General features: G+C 59.2%; 14 protein-coding genes. 6 read left to right on the top strand and 8 right to left on the bottom strand.

Annotated elements, in window-relative coordinates:
• Positions 1-71: 71 nt before the first annotated feature.
• Positions 72-299: a helix-turn-helix domain-containing protein gene (locus DM872_RS04210; RefSeq protein ID WP_179058315.1), complete on the bottom strand. Its 228-nt coding sequence runs from the start codon at positions 297-299 to the stop codon at positions 72-74.
• A 112-nt stretch (positions 300-411) separates the two neighbouring features.
• On the opposite strand from DM872_RS04210, the gene DM872_RS04205 reads away from it, so the two are divergent.
• Together DM872_RS04205 and DM872_RS04200 are read left to right on the top strand one after the other, a co-directional pair.
• Positions 412-1,002 carry a hypothetical protein gene (locus tag DM872_RS04205; protein WP_179058281.1) on the top strand — a complete coding sequence of 197 codons (591 nt, stop codon included), beginning with the start codon at positions 412-414 and terminating at the stop codon, positions 1,000-1,002.
• The gene (locus DM872_RS04200) at positions 999-2,390 is read left to right on the top strand and encodes a DEAD/DEAH box helicase (protein ID WP_179058280.1); all 1,392 of its coding nucleotides are present in this window, start codon (positions 999-1,001) and stop codon (positions 2,388-2,390) included. Before DM872_RS04205 ends, DM872_RS04200 begins: the two co-directional genes overlap by 4 nt.
• An 82-nt stretch (positions 2,391-2,472) precedes the next feature.
• Here the strand turns inward: DM872_RS04200 and DM872_RS30830 are convergent, their stop codons facing one another.
• Positions 2,473-2,781: a transposase gene (locus DM872_RS30830; protein ID WP_179058279.1), complete on the bottom strand. Its 309-nt coding sequence runs from the start codon at positions 2,779-2,781 to the stop codon at positions 2,473-2,475.
• A 109-nt stretch (positions 2,782-2,890) separates the two neighbouring features.
• Positions 2,891-3,490 (bottom strand): TetR/AcrR family transcriptional regulator, encoded by a 600-nt coding sequence (locus tag DM872_RS04190; protein WP_179058278.1) that lies wholly within the window; start codon positions 3,488-3,490, stop codon positions 2,891-2,893.
• 116 nt (positions 3,491-3,606) lie between these two features.
• Here DM872_RS04190 and DM872_RS04185 point away from each other — a divergent pair, with 116 nt between their 5' ends.
• Positions 3,607-5,346, top strand: a complete 1,740-nt coding sequence (locus tag DM872_RS04185; RefSeq protein WP_179058277.1) for a CocE/NonD family hydrolase — start codon at positions 3,607-3,609, stop codon at positions 5,344-5,346.
• A 3-nt stretch (positions 5,347-5,349) separates the two neighbouring features.
• Positions 5,350-7,611, top strand: a complete 2,262-nt coding sequence (locus DM872_RS04180; protein ID WP_179058276.1) for a CocE/NonD family hydrolase — start codon at positions 5,350-5,352, stop codon at positions 7,609-7,611.
• A 77-nt stretch (positions 7,612-7,688) separates the two neighbouring features.
• Here DM872_RS04180 and DM872_RS04175 read toward each other — a convergent pair whose 3' ends face one another.
• Positions 7,689-8,246, bottom strand: coding sequence for a TetR/AcrR family transcriptional regulator (locus DM872_RS04175; RefSeq protein ID WP_280347980.1), 558 nt, complete (start codon positions 8,244-8,246; stop codon positions 7,689-7,691).
• A gap of 415 nt (positions 8,247-8,661) precedes the next feature.
• Here DM872_RS04175 and DM872_RS04170 point away from each other — a divergent pair, with 415 nt between their 5' ends.
• Positions 8,662-10,965, top strand: a complete 2,304-nt coding sequence (locus DM872_RS04170) for a CocE/NonD family hydrolase (RefSeq protein ID WP_179058274.1) — start codon at positions 8,662-8,664, stop codon at positions 10,963-10,965.
• Between the two features lie 100 nt (positions 10,966-11,065).
• Positions 11,066-11,620, top strand: coding sequence for a nuclear transport factor 2 family protein (locus DM872_RS04165; RefSeq protein WP_179058273.1), 555 nt, complete (start codon positions 11,066-11,068; stop codon positions 11,618-11,620).
• Positions 11,621-11,719: 99 nt separating this feature from the next.
• On the opposite strand, the gene DM872_RS04160 is transcribed toward DM872_RS04165, so the two are convergent.
• From DM872_RS04160 to DM872_RS04145, 4 genes are all read right to left on the bottom strand, one after another.
• Positions 11,720-12,685 carry a LysR family transcriptional regulator gene (locus tag DM872_RS04160; RefSeq protein ID WP_179058272.1) on the bottom strand — a complete coding sequence of 322 codons (966 nt, stop codon included), beginning with the start codon at positions 12,683-12,685 and terminating at the stop codon, positions 11,720-11,722.
• The gene (locus DM872_RS04155) at positions 12,678-13,661 is read right to left on the bottom strand and encodes a LysR family transcriptional regulator (RefSeq protein WP_179058271.1); all 984 of its coding nucleotides are present in this window, start codon (positions 13,659-13,661) and stop codon (positions 12,678-12,680) included. Before DM872_RS04155 ends, DM872_RS04160 begins: the two co-directional genes overlap by 8 nt.
• 257 nt (positions 13,662-13,918) lie before the next feature.
• Positions 13,919-14,662, bottom strand: coding sequence for an SDR family NAD(P)-dependent oxidoreductase (locus DM872_RS04150; RefSeq protein ID WP_179058270.1), 744 nt, complete (start codon positions 14,660-14,662; stop codon positions 13,919-13,921).
• 57 nt (positions 14,663-14,719) lie between these two features.
• Positions 14,720-15,511, bottom strand: coding sequence for an SDR family NAD(P)-dependent oxidoreductase (locus DM872_RS04145; protein ID WP_179058269.1), 792 nt, complete (start codon positions 15,509-15,511; stop codon positions 14,720-14,722).
• Positions 15,512-15,588: the final 77 nt, after the last annotated feature.

Below are 15,588 nucleotides of genomic sequence, written 5' to 3'. Positions count from 1 at the left end.
CGCGGAAGGAGAATGCTTACTAAGCAGGCAGCTCGAAGAATACTGAGTCTCTTTCGAACCCTGCCTGGCCATCAATCGAGGCCAATGGATGCTGGGGGCAGCAGAGATCCTGGCTCGCACTCCAGCACAACGGCTATGGAGTACAACTTCTCTACGGTGAGGTTTACCTCGCCGCGCTCTATGCGTCCCATGTAGCTTCGGTCAATTTTGCAGGACAACGCCAAGGCATCCTGAGAAAGCCCCTTGGCCTTCCTTTGTGCTCGGATGTTCTTGCCCAACGCGTTTGCAAGCTGACCCATTGCCGCCTCGATTCCCTTGAGGCGGCAATATCCTGCGTTTGCGGACGCATCGACCACGGACTATAATCCGTATTTTTCGTTGTGCCGCGACACCCGCTCCAGGTATCCCCGCATGAAATCGGATTCGTTCATCTTCGACAGGCGGCTGTACGAGCTGCTGCAGCAGGAGAGGCACGTGCAATTTACGACCCGTGACTTGCGCGATGCCTATGCTGAGTGCCTTGCTGGAGCAAGCTTCAACCTCAGCGAGGTGCGTCGGTACGTGTATGAGCAGATCCGGCGGATGCTACGAGTTGGCTGGATCACTCAGGACCCCGAGCGTCGCAAGCGCGGACAGGTCTATCACCTTGGACCAATCCCAGAAGGCCTGAATTTCGAACTCATCGACGATGGTTTCAAGATCAATCCTCCGCCACAGTTCAAGCCGCTGCAGCAGCCGGCTCAGGACATTGCTCATGAGGCGCCATCAACCTCAGAGATCGATGTCTTGGAGCATCTGGAATCGTTGCTGAAGGAGATTCGGCTCGAGTTTTTGACTGCGATGGGAGAGACGGAGCGCTACAAGCAACTCCTCGATGAAATGCCCCACCTTAGGAACCGGGTCGAGGGTGACTATTTTGAGGCACGGGATCGCAGCTCTCGCCTGCTAGGTCATCTTCGCGCGGTCGAGAATACCCTGAAGACATTTGCGCCAATGTTATGAAAGCATCATTGAGAGACTGGCAGCGTCGATGCATTAAGACGGCGCTGGACCATTACGCCACGACACCGCACTTCTTCTGCCAAGCAACGCCAGGCGCTGGAAAAACGCGGATGGCAGCAGAATTGGCCAACTGCTTGCTCCAGCAAGGCGAGATCGATCTGGTGCTCTGTTTTGCGCCTTCCTGCCAAGTTGTCGATGGGTTCCGTTCCACCTTCTCTGGGGTGTTAGGTAAGCGATTTGATGGGTTGATCGGCGCCATCGGTGACGCCTGCACCTACCAGGCGATGGAGTATCAGGCAGAGGCTTTCTGGGCGCTCTTGGACGACTATCGAGTGTTAGCTGTTTTCGATGAGATTCATCATTGCGCTGGCCATGATCCTCTTTTGAGCAATGCATGGGGGCAGCAGATCATCGAGAAAATACAGGATCGTGCAGCATTTACGTTGGCGCTCTCGGGCACACCATGGCGTTCCGACGACAAGGGGATTGCGCTGGCCCGTTACTCAGCGCCTGAGGGCCGATTGATTTGTGATTATCGATACGGATTGGAGGAGGCCATTGCAGATAATGTATGCCGCTCGCCTCGAATTGTGCTGCTGGATAACCATGCGGTGAAGCTGACTGAAGAGCTAGCAGATGACAGCACGGTCACACTCTTTCCTAGTATCGACAAGCTTTTGAGTGAGTCGCCGGTCTCGTACGAGGAGCTGCTTCGCCATCCGGACATGATCAATCAAATGCTCGCTCTGGGGATCGCCAAACTCGATGAACTCCGGGCGATCAAGCCGGATGCGGCTGGACTCGTAGTTGCTACCGACGTCAATCACGCCCACCAGGTTGCGCTGGCACTTGAAGCCAAGGGAGAGTCTTGCCGCATTGTTACCAACAGAGATGCGCGCGCCCAGTACCTGATAAATGAATTCCGAAGCGGCAACTCCCGTTGGATCGTTGCGGTAGGGATGATCAGTGAAGGAACGGACATTCCTCGACTACAAGTTTGTTGCTACCTCAGCCGCATTCGCACGGAGTTGCACTATCGGCAGGTATTAGGGCGTGTGCTACGACGTACGGGCACATTTGATGATCAGGCTTGGTTGTTTGTTTTAGCGGAGTCAACACTCGAAGGATTCTCCCAGCGAGTGGCTGATGATTTACCTGAGGATCTAGCCCTTTTGAGCCGTGTGCATACGACTGCTACTGTCTCTGGCGAGGTCATTGGTGAAGCGGTTGTCGGACTCCACCTGGGTAGCTTGCAGAACGAGGATGCTGAGACTCCAGTGTGTGCTGGTGTCGGACGGAGCTTGTCATTAGACAGTTCCGATATCACATCAGCCTATCAGGTCAGTTTTTCGCAGCATTATCACCATCAGTTGTTAGCACTTTTCTAGGTCTGTAGGAAAAGTACTGCTGTGAGCTCGTACTACCGCAGACCGGACACGCCAGCCATGAGGTAGTTGCCGGTCACGCGCTTCAGCGTGCTAGCGGCGGCGTCCTGCTTGACCACAATGACAAGTCGTCAGCTACCGGACCGAGGCCGAAATGGCGATTCTTGGAGAAGGTCGAGTGGTACGGCACTTCATCTTCCAGCTCCACCCGGCAGAACCGGCGGTAGGCCAAGTTCAGATGCACCTTCGCACAACCGCCGCTCGGAGCGAAGGCCGTAGCAGTAGTAGCCGACGACAGCATGCGTACCATCAACTCCGGGTCAATCAAAAGGTGCCTGATGGGGCTGTAGAAAGCTGCCCGCTGGGCGTTTAGGTCACCGAGGTCCAGGTACATTCAGCGCGGCGGTCTGCCACAGCAACACGCCAACGTGCACGGATTAAAAGATGGCAGGAGAAAAGCTGGCTATGTTGTCATTCCCCTTTCCGGCATTCGCGGCTTTTGCCTACGGCACCAGAAGCTTTTGAATGGCAGGCGCCATAACCTTGACCAGCTCTTCCGATTCCGCGGCAACCAGAACGGGTACTCCGAAGACCCGCCGACCAACGATTAATCCGACGAGCAAGGATGACGCAAGGCCCGCGCGCAGCATGGCGTCGGAGCTGAGGCGTTCGCTGGTGCCGGCCAGCAATCTGGATTGGATAAAACCGCGCAACTGATTGCGTGCCTGATCATTGACGAACGCGCCCCGGAGCGTGGCCATCAGAGGGCCGGACTCCTCGGCGATGCCCTCCCACGCCGTGAGATAGGCACGAACCAGCCGCTCACCCAGGTACTCGTCGGGGCCCTCATACAGGGCACCGAACCGTTGCAGCGCGGACTCGGGAATCGCCATCACTGCCGCAAAAAGTTCGTCCTTGGATCGGAAGAATTGCATCACCTGCGCCACATCGACCCCCGCGTCAGCCGCTACAAGCCGGATTGTGGTGCGGGTATAGCCCGCACTGGCAAAGCGCACACGCGCGGCATCCAGCACTTTCTGCCGCGTGCTACTTGGCCCGGGCCGCCGTCCACGACGCGCTGTGGAGGTAGTTTTTTTATCCATCGTCACTCTCTACATATTTTGACACCCCACACATATCAACACATGTTGAATTAATTCGTCGACGGTCGTACCTTATGGAAATCGGTCCCGCAATCAAAAAACAACAAGGAGTTAGCATGACTGACTACCAAAAACTGTTCGTGCCGTCCCAACCGCTACCGCCGGCCAGAACCGGTGTGTTCACTGCCTTCGAGCCTGGCACCCGAACGCTGAAGGCAGGGTTCCAGGTCGCCCCGCCATTTCGGCCCATTCCGGTCGACATCGTGTTTGAAAAAGATGTGGCGGTGACGCTGCGCGACGGTGTGACTATTTACGTCGACGTATTCCGGCCTGCTGGCACCGAGAAGGTGCCGGTGATCGTGGCCTGGAGTCCCTATGGCAAGGGCCAGGGCACGTCCGTGAGTGTGATGGGCGTTTTCGGCTTGGTGGGGCTGAGCAATTCGGTCGTTTCCGGCCTTGCCAAATTCGAGGCTCCGGACCCGGCCTACTGGTGTGCCCACGGCTATGCCATCTGCAACCCGGACGTGCGTGGCGTGGTGGACTCCGAAGGCGACAGTGTGCTGTGGGACCGCCAGGAAGGCCGTGACTGCCACGACCTGATTGAATGGCTGGCCGAGCAGAGCTGGTGCACCGGCAAGGTCGGCATGAGCGGTACCTCGTACCTTGCGGTGTCGCAATGGTTCACCGCCGCCGAGCAGCCCAAGCACTTGGCGGCGATCAACCCGTGGGAAGGTGTCAGTGATGTCTACCGCGATCTGGTGATGCGCGGCGGCATGCCGGATACGGGCTTCGCGGGCCTGCTTCAGAACGGCAGCTTTTTTGGCAAGAGCCAGAAAGAGGACGTGCTGGCCGAGGCGCAGCGCTATCCGCTCATGAACGAGCTGTGGGCGAACAAGATCCCCGACTTCGACCGCATCACCGTGCCAGCCTTTGTGGTGGCCAGTTACTCCAACACGCTGCATACCGCGGGCACCTTCCGCGGCTGGCGACGCATCGCCTCGGCAGACAAGTGGCTTCGCATCCACAACAGCCAGGAGTGGCCGGACTACTACGACGAAGCCAACGTGGAAGACCTGCGCCGCTTCTTCGACCGCTACCTCAAAGACCTAGATAACGGCTGGGAAACCACCCCCCGCGTGCGCTATGCGCTGCATGACTTCCAGGGCGGTGACCAGCTCAATCTGCCCGCAGACGCCTTCCCGCCGAAGGAAGTGGTCTCGACCAAACTGTACCTCGACGGCGGTGCACGCACCCTGAACGCCAGTGCCCCCACCGACGAGGTCCCTGCGATTTACGACGTGGGCGCTAACCCCGATGTGGTTTCATTCATCACGCGCTTCGAAAAAGAGACCGTAATGGTGGGCTATCCCAAGGCGCATCTGTGGGTCGAGGCACGCGGCGCCGACGACATGGACCTGTTTGTGCTTATCCAGAAGCTCGATAAGTACGGTTCACCACTGCAGCAGTTCACCGCCCATAACCAGAGCGCCAGGGTGCATGACCTGACCGACCACGGCGCCACCGTGCTTCGTTACAAAGGGTCGGATGGCCGCCTGCGGGTATCGACTCGCCATCTCGATGAAGCGCTGTCAACCGACGACGTCCCGGCTCACAGCTTCGACCGTGTGGAAAAGCTGGCGCCTGGCGAGATCGTCGACATCGAAATCGATCTGCTCCCCATCGGCTTGGCGTTCCACCCGGGCGAACAATTGCGCTTCATCATCAGCTCGCGAAATCTCTCGGGAACACTGATGCCTGGCATTGCTGAATACGCCGGAGCCAACAGCGGGCAGCACGTGATTCATACCGGCGGGCAGCATGCCTCCTATCTGCAACTTCCGTTTATGGCGGTTTGATCCATGAGTAACGCTTCTGCTCCCACTCCGAGTCCTGTTCTGACCGGTATTATTGCTGGCCCCATTGCAGGCCTGAAATACCAGACGCCCACGCTGTCCGGTGTTACCAGCGCCTCTGGCGAGTTCCAGTACCGCGCCAATGAGTCCATTACCTTTCTGGTCGGCGGTATTGTTTTGGGTGCCGTCGAAGCCGCCCCACGCTTGAACCTGGCGCAGCTCGCCAAGCGTGTGGACGGCAAACTCGACAAGCTCCTCGACCCGTCGGTGACCAACCTGGCGCGGTTCGTCCATACCCTCGATCAGCAAGGCGATATCGAGTCGGGTGTCACCATCTCCCCCATTGTGCACGAGTTGATTGGCGCTACGCCGATCAACTTCAGCCCGCCTGTGATGCCCATGGGCCAGGGCGGGGTCGTCGACTTTGCCGACGATCCCACCCTGCTCCTGATCCTCGACACGCTGAACGCCACGCCGGGTGTCTTCACCGCCAGAACGCCACGCACGCTGTGCGCCGCAGCCACCAGTCGTAACGAGTTGCGGCGCAATATTCGCGGCATCATCAAGATGACGGATGTGCGCATTCCATTACGCGACGGCTCCTACGTCTGCGCCGATGTGTTCCGCCCCGCCGCCCCGGGCCGTTACCCAGTGGTGATGAGCAAGGGCTTCTATGGCAAGAGCTTCTATCACGACTGCATCTGCAACGAGGCCGACGTTCTGCGCAAGGAGGAAATGGAGGACCGCTATTTCTCCGGAAACCCGGATGGCGCCCAGTACGAGAACCACGAAACCGTCGACACCTCGGTATGGGTGCCAGAGGGCTACGTCTGCATTCGTGTGGACGCACGCGGCGTCTGCAAGAGCCCAGGCCTGCAAGCTCCTTTCAGCGTGCAGGAAGCTGAAGACTATTACGACGCCATCGAATGGGCGGGCACTCAGCCCTGGTCGAACGGCAATGTCGGCTTGTGGGGCATGTCCTACCTGGCCATGGCCCAGCACAGTGTGGCCAGCCTGCAGCCACCGCATCTCAAGGCAATGATCGCCCAAGGCACCGACTCCGATATCTACAATGAGGCCCTGTATGGCGGCGGCATCTTCGGTGCCGGGTTCTGGAACTGGTGGTGGAAGATCTGGTCCGGCAATAACCACTGCGGTGAGCGCCCCGAAACGGACTGGATGGCCCGCGCCCTGGCCACGCCGTTCAACGACACCGCCGCCTATGGCCCCAATGGCAGCATTTTCATGCGCCCGGATATGAGCAGGGCCACCGCACCGGTATGGATCGTTGGCCCTCAGGTGGGCGCCATCATTCACCAGTTGGGCAGCAGCGAAACTTACATCCGCTCCACCGCCTCCAAAGCACGGAAATTTGATTTTGCCGATGCCTGGTTCCCGGACTCGTACAGCAACAAGTCGATTGCAGAACACATGCGCTACTTCGACTACTGGCTCAAGGGAATCGACAACGGCGTGCCGGACGAGGCCCCCGTGCGGGTGCAGGTGCGCACTGGCAACGGCGCCCATTTCGTCCTGCACGAAAACGACTGGCCGATTGCGCGAACCCAGTACCGCCGCTGGTACCTCGATGCCCGGCCTTCAGGCTGGCAAAACGATGGACGGCGCCCCAATGTGCTGCGCATCAACGAAACCGTGCCCACCGCGCCAGGAAGCGCCGAGTATGACGCGCACCTTGATCTGGGCACTCCCACGCTCGCGCCTGCAGGCTCCAATGACGGCACGCCGCGCTGGTCTACGGGCATCTCGTTTGTCAGCGAGCCGATGAGCGAAGACCTGGTGCTCGCCGGGTACATGAAGGTCGGTCTGTGGGTGGAATCGAGCAGTGCCGACATGGATGTCTTTGTGTCGCTGCGCGTGCTGGACGAGCACGACCGGGAGATTCGTTTTGAGTCGGTGGTGCTTCCTGTGGATCCGGTTCACATTCACCCGGTTGGCCATGGCTTGCTGAAAGTGTCTCGCCGCAAGCTCGATGTCGAGCGCTCAACCGAGTACTGGCCCGTGCATACCCACCTGGAGGAGGATTGTGCCCCGCTGCAGATTGGCGAGATCGTACCGATCGAGGTCGGCCTCAACCCCAGCACCGCGATGATCCGCAAAGGTTGCCGTCTGCTGGTGGATATTCAGCCCTATGCACCGGCGGGCGTACCGGTTCGCGCCTATGACAAGAGCTATCACGTCGACGCAGTGAACCGCATCTACACGGGCCCGGATCATCCGAGTTACCTGCAACTGCCTATCGTCCCTTAGGTGGATAATTCAGGGTGCCACCTGGCGTATGGAGGTGGACACCCTGACTCCCGCTTGAATCGTCCCCACAGCGGCGTTTAGTCAGCAGCAGTCGTTCCCGTACCGGCCGGCAACAGCATGTGCTGGATAGTCGGCGCAACCATCGCCACCAGCGCCTCCTGACTGGCCTCGGCAAGCACCGGCACGCCGATGATCTGCCGCCCGGTAACCACACCCACCAGCATCGACAGTGCCAACCCAGCTCGGATGCGAGCGTCCGGCCCGAGCGACTCACTGCCCCCCGCCGTTAACCTGGACTCGATGTAGTCCCGCAGATGGTGACGCGCCTGCTCATTCACCATCGCATTCCGGAGCATCGCCATGAGCGGCTCCGACTCCTCGGGCGCACCGTCCCACGCCTGGAAAAAGGCGCGGACTACGCGCTCGCCGAGATGCTCGTCCGCGCGCTCGAATACTTCGCTCAACTTCTCCAGCGCCGACTCAGGAATATTCATGACCGCGGCAAAGAGTTCGTCTTTCGAGCGGAAGAACTGCATCACCATGGATACGTCAACGCCGGCATCTGCGGCTACGCGGCGCATCGTAGTCGCGGTAAAGCCATCACTGGCAAAACGCGCCCGTGCTGCATCAAGCACGGTCTGTCGACTGCTGCCAGAGCCCGATGGACGTCCAGGTTTGCGCCCTCGCCTTGCTACTGCTTTTGGTTCTTCTTGAGTTGTCATGGCGCCGCTATGTCAGGTTCTTCGCTGCCGCGAAAAAGGGAATGGGTCAGTTAGGGACATCGGTAAATCGGCTGGCGCGAAACATAACAACCCCTGAGCTCTGCTGCCATCCCGCCCCCATGGATTTCACCGCCATCCGGCCAAGCAGCCTCTACCCAGCGCCCGATGTCTGCGCGTGGTACGGGGTGGCTATCGGCTTGATCGGCGCGGCCGGATACAGGTTAAATCAATTTACTCAACACGTGTTGAGTTTAATTTTCGCACGACCTACACTCGCCTCACCGCCCCCCAGGCAACACCAAGATCTGCACAACAAGAGGACCTCGTCATGAGCAGTACCCCGCAGACATCACGTAGCACGCTGCACACCGGGATTTTTTCCGGCCCGGTTACCGGCCTCAGATACCAGACGCCTACCCTCAGCGGGCTGACCAACGAAAATGGCGAGTTCCAGTACCGCGAGGGCGAACGCGTCGCCTTCCTGCTCGGCAACACCTCGATTGGCTCGGCGCTCGGTGCGCCGCACATCAACCTGGCGGAAATCGTCAGTCGCGTGGACGGCAACATCAACAAGTTGTGCGATGCCGGTCTGACTAACATTGCCCGCCTCCTCTGCTCGCTCGACCGCGATGGCAACCTGAACGGTGGCATCACCATCGACCCGGCAGCCCACGAAATTCTCGGCAAGCAGCGCATCAACTTCCGCCACGACATTTCCTTTGCCGGCCTGGCGCTGAACCCCGTGCTCGAGTTCGAGCAAGACCCCGTTATCGCCAGGCTACTCACCGAACTTTCGGCCGCTGGCGTCTTTTCCGAGCGTACGCCGCGCACGCTGTGCACTGCCGCGACTGCACGAAATGAAGTACGCCGCCATATCCTAGGGATTCTGCGATTCAAAGACGTAAAGATTCCGCTGCAAAACGGCCTGTACGTGTATGCGGATGTGTTCCGCCCGGCCAAGGAAGGCAAGTTCCCGGTGATCATGAACTGCGGCCCCTATGGTCGCGCGTTCTACCACCACTCCATCGCTAACGACGCCGAATTCGACGCCCATGAGGAGATGGAAGAGCGCTACTTCCACGGCAATCCGGATGGACAGGTGTTTGAGAACCATGAAACGGCCAATACCGTGGACTGGGTGCCGCACGACTACATACTGGTGCGTGTGGACGGGCCCGGCTCAGGCCAGAATCCGGGCACGCTTGCGCCCTTCGGCATTGAAACGGCCGAGGCATTTCGCGATGCGATTGATTGGGCCGGCGTGCAGCCCTGGTCCAACGGCAATGTCGGGTTGTGGGGCATGTCGTACTACGCCATGAGCCAGCACGCCGCCGCCAGCCTGGAGCCCCGGCATCTGAAAGCGATGATCGCCATCGGCACCGACGTGGATCTGTACGACGAGGTGGCCTATACCGGCGGCATCCTCAATGAAGAGTTCTTCACCCACTGGTACCGGGCCGGAGTGCTTGCAGCCGTGTGCGGCGAGCCCAATGCGGTCGACTTCATCGGCCTGCTCAAAGCAGCCACCTTCCGGGACTCGGACCCCGCTGTAGCGTTCGGCCCCCGCTCCACGATTCTGATGAGCCCGGACATGAGCAAGGTGAAGGTGCCGCTCTGGGCCGTTGCCTGCACCACCCACATGGCGCACTTCCACCAGCTCGGCAGCAGCGAGGCCTTCCTCGCCACCAACACTGAGTCGAAGAAAATCGACTTCTGGGAAGACTGGTTCACCAAGCCCTATTCGCGTACCGCCATCGCCGATCATCGGGCGTTTTTCGACTACTGGTTGAAAGGTATCGACAACGGCGTCATGGACACCGCGCCAGTACGCCTGGAGATTCGTAGCGGCAATGGCGCCTCCTATATCCAGGAAGAAAATGAATGGCCCATCGCACGAACCACCTACCCGCAATGGTTCTTCGACGCCACGCCATCGGACTGGCAAGGCGATGCCTATCGCGATGACTTTCTGCGTCTGTCGCTGACACCGCCAACTGTCGACAGCCAAGCCGACTACAGCGCTGAAATTCCCCTGGAACTGCGCACCGGCATGCCGCCCTGCTTTCTGCCCGTAAAACCGCCAGCGGTGCTGGAAATCTGGAGGACGGGCATCTCGTTCATCAGTGATCCGGTGAACGAAGACATGGTGTTCGCCGGTTATGGCAAAGCGAAGCTGTGGGTGTCGTCCACCAGCATGGACATGGACATCTACGTGAGCCTGCGGGTGCTCGATGAGAGCGGCCAGGAAGTCGACTACGCCGGCCCGACCACCATGGGTATGAACGTGCCCAACTACCCGCTCGCCAAGGGTTGGCTGAAGGTGTCGCATCGCCGAATCGATGCATCGCGCTCAACCAACTACACGGTCAAGCACACGCACCGCAAAGCCGACTACGCCCCGCTTGTAGGTAACGAGGTGGTGCCGGTCGAGATCGAGATCATCCCCAACACCGCGTTGATCCGTAAGGGCTATCGCCTGCGCGTGGACATTCAGCCATTCGACGGCGTCGATCATGGCCCCCGCCACGGCTATGACGCTACCTACCACGACGGTGCGCGGAACACGATCTACACCGGGCCGCATCGTCCGGGGTTTATCCAGCTGCCAATCGTGCCGGCGAGAGACGCATAACCGCCGAATCCTGATTCGATAGCACGTGGTGGGCTCGTTTGAACACGAGCCCGGGATTCGAAAACCGCATGTCCAAAAACAATGAATACAGGAGCTCGCTATGACTCTCGAAGAACTTGCTGCACGTACCGAAATTCACGATGTACTGCTGCGCTATTGCCGTGGTCTCGACCGGATCGATATGTCTCTGGTCCGTGGCGCCTTCCACCAAGATGCCTACATCCACTTTCCCGAGAGCCTGCATATCGGCGGCGCCGAGGGATTTTTTCAATTCCTGACTGCCGAAATGCCCCGGTTCAATCGCACCCAGCATTTCCTCGGGAACAGCCTGATCGAATTCGACGGCCCGGAGATTGCCTATGTCGAAACCTATCTGCAGGCTGACCACGCCTCGTCGGAGCGCCATCACTGGAACGGCGACACGGTCAAACTGTGGGCGCGCTACTTTGACCGCTTTGAACGCCGCGACGGCGTGTGGCTGATTGCAGAGCGCCGCCTTATGGTCGATTTGATGTACCGCTATCCCAAGGAAAACTGGTTCGATGATCATCCGGATGCGTCCGGTAGCCCGCGCGACGGCACGGATCGCGTACTGCGCAAAGTTGCCGGCTTTTCGGGTACGCCGATTGCGGAAAAATCGCTTAAAGACGCTTGATCCGCGCTAACAGCTCGCGGCTAAAGCCGCTCCGACGAGACTGCGCAACTCGTAGGAGCGTCTTTAGCCGCGATTCTTTTGTAGTTTGCAAAAGTCCGATCAGGAGTTCGCGGTTGAAGTGCCCAGCTGGAAGGTACTCAGTAGCTGAATATGCTCCTGGGTGACCTCTTGGATCGCGTGAATGGTTTCCAGCATCAGCGGTGAAGGCGTTGCCCGGGACGGCTGCACCAGCAGGAGTTCCAGGGTCAGGCCGGCGCCGGAAAACGGGTTGAGCCTGAAGTCTCGCTCGGCGGGATCCGCGTTGACGTCGTGAACGAACAGCAAGCCAGGAAGAATGGCCATCCACTCGCTTTGCCGAATCAGATCGAGGGTCGCCAGCACGGCATCGAGTTGATAGTTCGGCCCCTGCCCCGACGGCGCGTCGAGCTGCGAACCGATCCACTGCGCATGCTCACGGCTATCAGGCGCCAGGAGTTTTAGCCCCGCCAACTTATCGAGCCCGATAACTTCCCCATGCTCGAAACCACTGACATGGGTGATGGACGAAACCAGAAACGCCGGTGTGGCAGCAAAGACCGTCGTGCTCAGATCCGCAGGCGGCTGCGAGATCGACGGGATGATGGCGAAGTCGAGTTCATTGGCGCGCACCCTGTCGATCAGCATATTGCTGGGGGCGTCGATCACGGCGATGGACGCGTTGGGGTTGTGATCCATCAGGCGTAGGTAGGCCGGCGCGAGCTGATAGGTCGCCAGGGTGGGCGTCACCCCGAATCGCACTTCGCCTGAAAGTCCGCGCTCAAAGGTGCCCAGCGCCTGCAGTGCCTTGGTGTTGGCAGCCAGCACCTGCAGACAATGCTGGTAAAACACCGTGCCCGCTGCGGTGGGCTCCACCGTTTTCTGACGGTCGAACAACTGCACGCCCAGCAACTCTTCGAGCTGCTTGACGTGCTGAGAGATACCCGACTGAGTGGCGAACTCACGTGTCGCCGCGGCAGTGAAAGAACGTGTCTCATACACCGCCACGAACAGTTGCATCTCCCGCAGACCGGGCAGCGAATCAGTCATGACGAAATTCGCTCATTGAAGGTTGGCCGAGGCTTGACACCTTATCGCCATAGGCAATGCGGATCGGGATGGCATTGATCTCCTCGGTGGCCTGCCTCAACAAATCGATAAAGTTCTGGGCAATCGGGGCCAAGGGTTTTCGCGCCGGCTCCACCAACAGCATCTCGTCCCAGAGAATGGGATCGGCCAGCGGATTGAGGGTGAAGCGCCGGCGTCGCAAATCGTCGGCGATAAACAGTCCGGAAATAATCGCAGTCCAGTGACTAGAGCGCACCAGATCCATGGCACCGAGCATGGACTCGAACCAGTTGAGCCGCTGAGCCACCCTAACCTTGTGGTCGATCAGGTACTGCTCCAGCAGCGGTCTTCTGCCAACGGGCAACACCAGGTACAGATCCTCGATCTTGCTCAGACGAATCGGTTCGCAATGAGGCAGGTCTGAGTTCGGTGAGGAAACCAGAAACGCGGGTGTCCTGGTGAATAACGAAATGCCCAGGCCACTGGCGCCGCCGGCTTCGTAGGACATGCGCTGCGTGATGGCGAAATCCAGCATGCCGCGCCGGACTGCGGTCGCCAGCACGCTGCCGGTGCCTTCGGTCAGTTGCACGGAAACATTGGGATAGGCCGTTTCGAAAACCCGCAGCGCCCGGCTGAATACCGAGCGAGTCATGGTGGGGATCATGCCGATACGCAGCGTGCCTTCGGATGGTTCCGCACGGCGACCGACTGCGTTGCAGGCGCTCTCGTGCAAGCGCAGCAGTTGCACACACTGTTGGTAATAGGCATGGCCGGCTGGCGTTGGAACAATCGCGTGGTCGCGGGAAAAAAGCCGTACGCCCAGCTGGGTTTCCAGCTGCCTGACGTGCGCGGACACGCCGGACTGGCCGAGCCCTTCGCGACTAGCGGCTACGGTGAAGGAGCCTTCCTCGTACACGGCAACGAACATGCGGATGTGCATCAACTTCGGGAGCATCATGCGCTGGACCGTCTCTTATTATTCTTTGCTACATGGCATTAACGAACTGCGGGAAGCTCGTACTTTATCCACATAGGTAATGGCTTGCCAGACCTCCTCGGGGTGACGGCCAGACTACCCGCAGCGTGCAGTCTCGCCGACGGTATCCGCGCTGGGAAAATCCGCTCAGCGTTCGCCTGCGTTGCGCTGGCGAGGTGCATGTGCCCTTGGACCACGACAGTGAAATGGTGCGGTCTGCGACCCGGGTAGTCCTTTGTCTAGCCGACCTTCATCATGCCGCCGTCGACGGCGAGCAACTGGCCCGTCATAAACTGCGCGTCTTCTCCGGTCAGAAACAAAATCGGCCCGACGATATCGCGGGGTACAGCCATACGTTTAAACGCTTGTAGATTGACGATGCCATCGCGTACTGCATCAGGCAGATGACCAGTACCCGGTGTAGCAGTAAGTGCGGGAGCAACGGCATTTACCGTGATGAAGTCGTTGCCCAAATCGTTCGCAAGCCCGCGCGTAAATCCAATGATGCCCATCTTGGTTGCCATGTAATGGCTAACGCCGGTAGCGTTGGTGACGATTGATGTCGAAGAGATGTTCACAATGCGCCCCCACTTGTTCTCACGCATCATTGGCACGAATACCTTCGCGCTGAAAAACATGCTGTCCAGATTGATTTCAAATGTTCGCTTCCAGGTGTTGAAATCCATATTGTCGATATGCACGTTGGGGTAGATGCCGGCGTTATTGACCAGAATGTCGCAGCGTCCATATTCCTTTCTGACGAGCTCGCCGGCAGCGTCCCAGTCCTCTTCCCGGCTGACATCACACGTCACGGCAATTGCCTGACCACCCGCCTCCTCAACGAGGCGGCTGGTCTCAGAAAGATCCGCGATATCCAGCAGCGCGAGCAAGGCGCCGCGCTGTGCGAGCCCAATCGCCAGTTCCTGCCCAATACCTTTTGCGGCACCCGAAACAATGGCGACACGATCTTTATGTGTGTGCACGACTACCACCTGTAGCGCTCGAGTTACTGTTCAAAGGCATGTGCTGTCCATGAAGGCTCAGGACCTTGAATTCCAGATGATGCTAGACATTCCACCGTCTACCGCGATGTCCGTGCCGGTGATGTACGACGCTCTATCCGATGCAACAAACAACAGCGTTTCGACGATCTCTTGCGCACGGGCGGGTCGACCTAGCGCCGCATGACGCCACAGCGGGCGCGCTACCGGTAAGCCGTGCTCATCCAGTGTTGGGGAGGGCAGTGCGTCTGGATTGGCAATCAGCCCTGGACTGATGCTGACCGCGCGAATGCCATGCGGTGCGCCTTGGGCAGCGAGCATACGCGTAAGCGCCTGAACGCCCGCATTCGCCGCACCATGGGCAACGGCGGGAAAGCCTGAGAGTTCGAGATGGCCGGCAATTGATGACACGCTGACAATCACGCCTTTTTTCTGCTTGAGCATGTGCGGCCAAACCGCGCGAGCGGCCACATAGGCAATCGTCAATTCGTTGCGGATCGTGAAGTCCCAATGCTCAATCGAGGCTTCGTCGAACGGTGCTATGGCTACACCCGCAGCGTTGTTACAGAGAACGTCGATTCGCCCCCACCGCGATATGGCTTCGTCGGCCCAACGTTGCGCGTCAACAGGGTTGGCCAGATCGAGTGGCTCCAGCGAAAACATCTCGCCACCCGACTCCGTCACCAGTCTGCACGTCTCCTGAGCCCGTCGGGTTGCGACATCGCATCCGAGGACTTTCGCACCTTCCCGGGCAAACATCTGAGCAGCTGCCTGCCCCATCCGCCCGCCGGTTCCTGATATCAGCACAACCTTGTTTTTGAACTCTGCCATTGCAGCGGTCCTGTTAGTGGCCAGTGGCGGAACGTTGATGGTGCTGCCGGATGATTTCGCCCGGCAGCATCGGCAAG

The sequence above is a fragment of the Pseudomonas taiwanensis genome (assembly GCF_013393345.1).
Lineage (GTDB): Bacteria > Pseudomonadota > Gammaproteobacteria > Pseudomonadales > Pseudomonadaceae > Metapseudomonas > Metapseudomonas resinovorans_C.
This window is presented reverse-complemented; position numbering and strand designations above follow the sequence as displayed.

What these genes read in the sequence shown, in the direction of transcription:
- DM872_RS30830 (WP_179058279.1), bottom strand. Translation starts at nt 2,781, where the DNA reads ATGTACCTGGACCTCGGTGACCTAAACGCCCAGCGGGCAGCTTTCTAC.
- DM872_RS04160 (WP_179058272.1), bottom strand. Translation starts at nt 12,685, where the DNA reads ATGACTGATTCGCTGCCCGGTCTGCGGGAGATGCAACTGTTCGTGGCG.
- DM872_RS04155 (WP_179058271.1), bottom strand. Translation starts at nt 13,661, where the DNA reads ATGATGCTCCCGAAGTTGATGCACATCCGCATGTTCGTTGCCGTGTAC.
- DM872_RS04200 (WP_179058280.1), top strand. Translation starts at nt 999, where the DNA reads ATGAAAGCATCATTGAGAGACTGGCAGCGTCGATGCATTAAGACGGCG.
- DM872_RS04185 (WP_179058277.1), top strand. Translation starts at nt 3,607, where the DNA reads ATGACTGACTACCAAAAACTGTTCGTGCCGTCCCAACCGCTACCGCCG.
- DM872_RS04165 (WP_179058273.1), top strand. Translation starts at nt 11,066, where the DNA reads ATGACTCTCGAAGAACTTGCTGCACGTACCGAAATTCACGATGTACTG.
- DM872_RS04145 (WP_179058269.1), bottom strand. Translation starts at nt 15,511, where the DNA reads ATGGCAGAGTTCAAAAACAAGGTTGTGCTGATATCAGGAACCGGCGGG.
- DM872_RS04210 (WP_179058315.1), bottom strand. Translation starts at nt 299, where the DNA reads ATGGGTCAGCTTGCAAACGCGTTGGGCAAGAACATCCGAGCACAAAGG.
- DM872_RS04180 (WP_179058276.1), top strand. Translation starts at nt 5,350, where the DNA reads ATGAGTAACGCTTCTGCTCCCACTCCGAGTCCTGTTCTGACCGGTATT.
- DM872_RS04205 (WP_179058281.1), top strand. Translation starts at nt 412, where the DNA reads ATGAAATCGGATTCGTTCATCTTCGACAGGCGGCTGTACGAGCTGCTG.
- DM872_RS04190 (WP_179058278.1), bottom strand. Translation starts at nt 3,490, where the DNA reads ATGGATAAAAAAACTACCTCCACAGCGCGTCGTGGACGGCGGCCCGGG.
- DM872_RS04170 (WP_179058274.1), top strand. Translation starts at nt 8,662, where the DNA reads ATGAGCAGTACCCCGCAGACATCACGTAGCACGCTGCACACCGGGATT.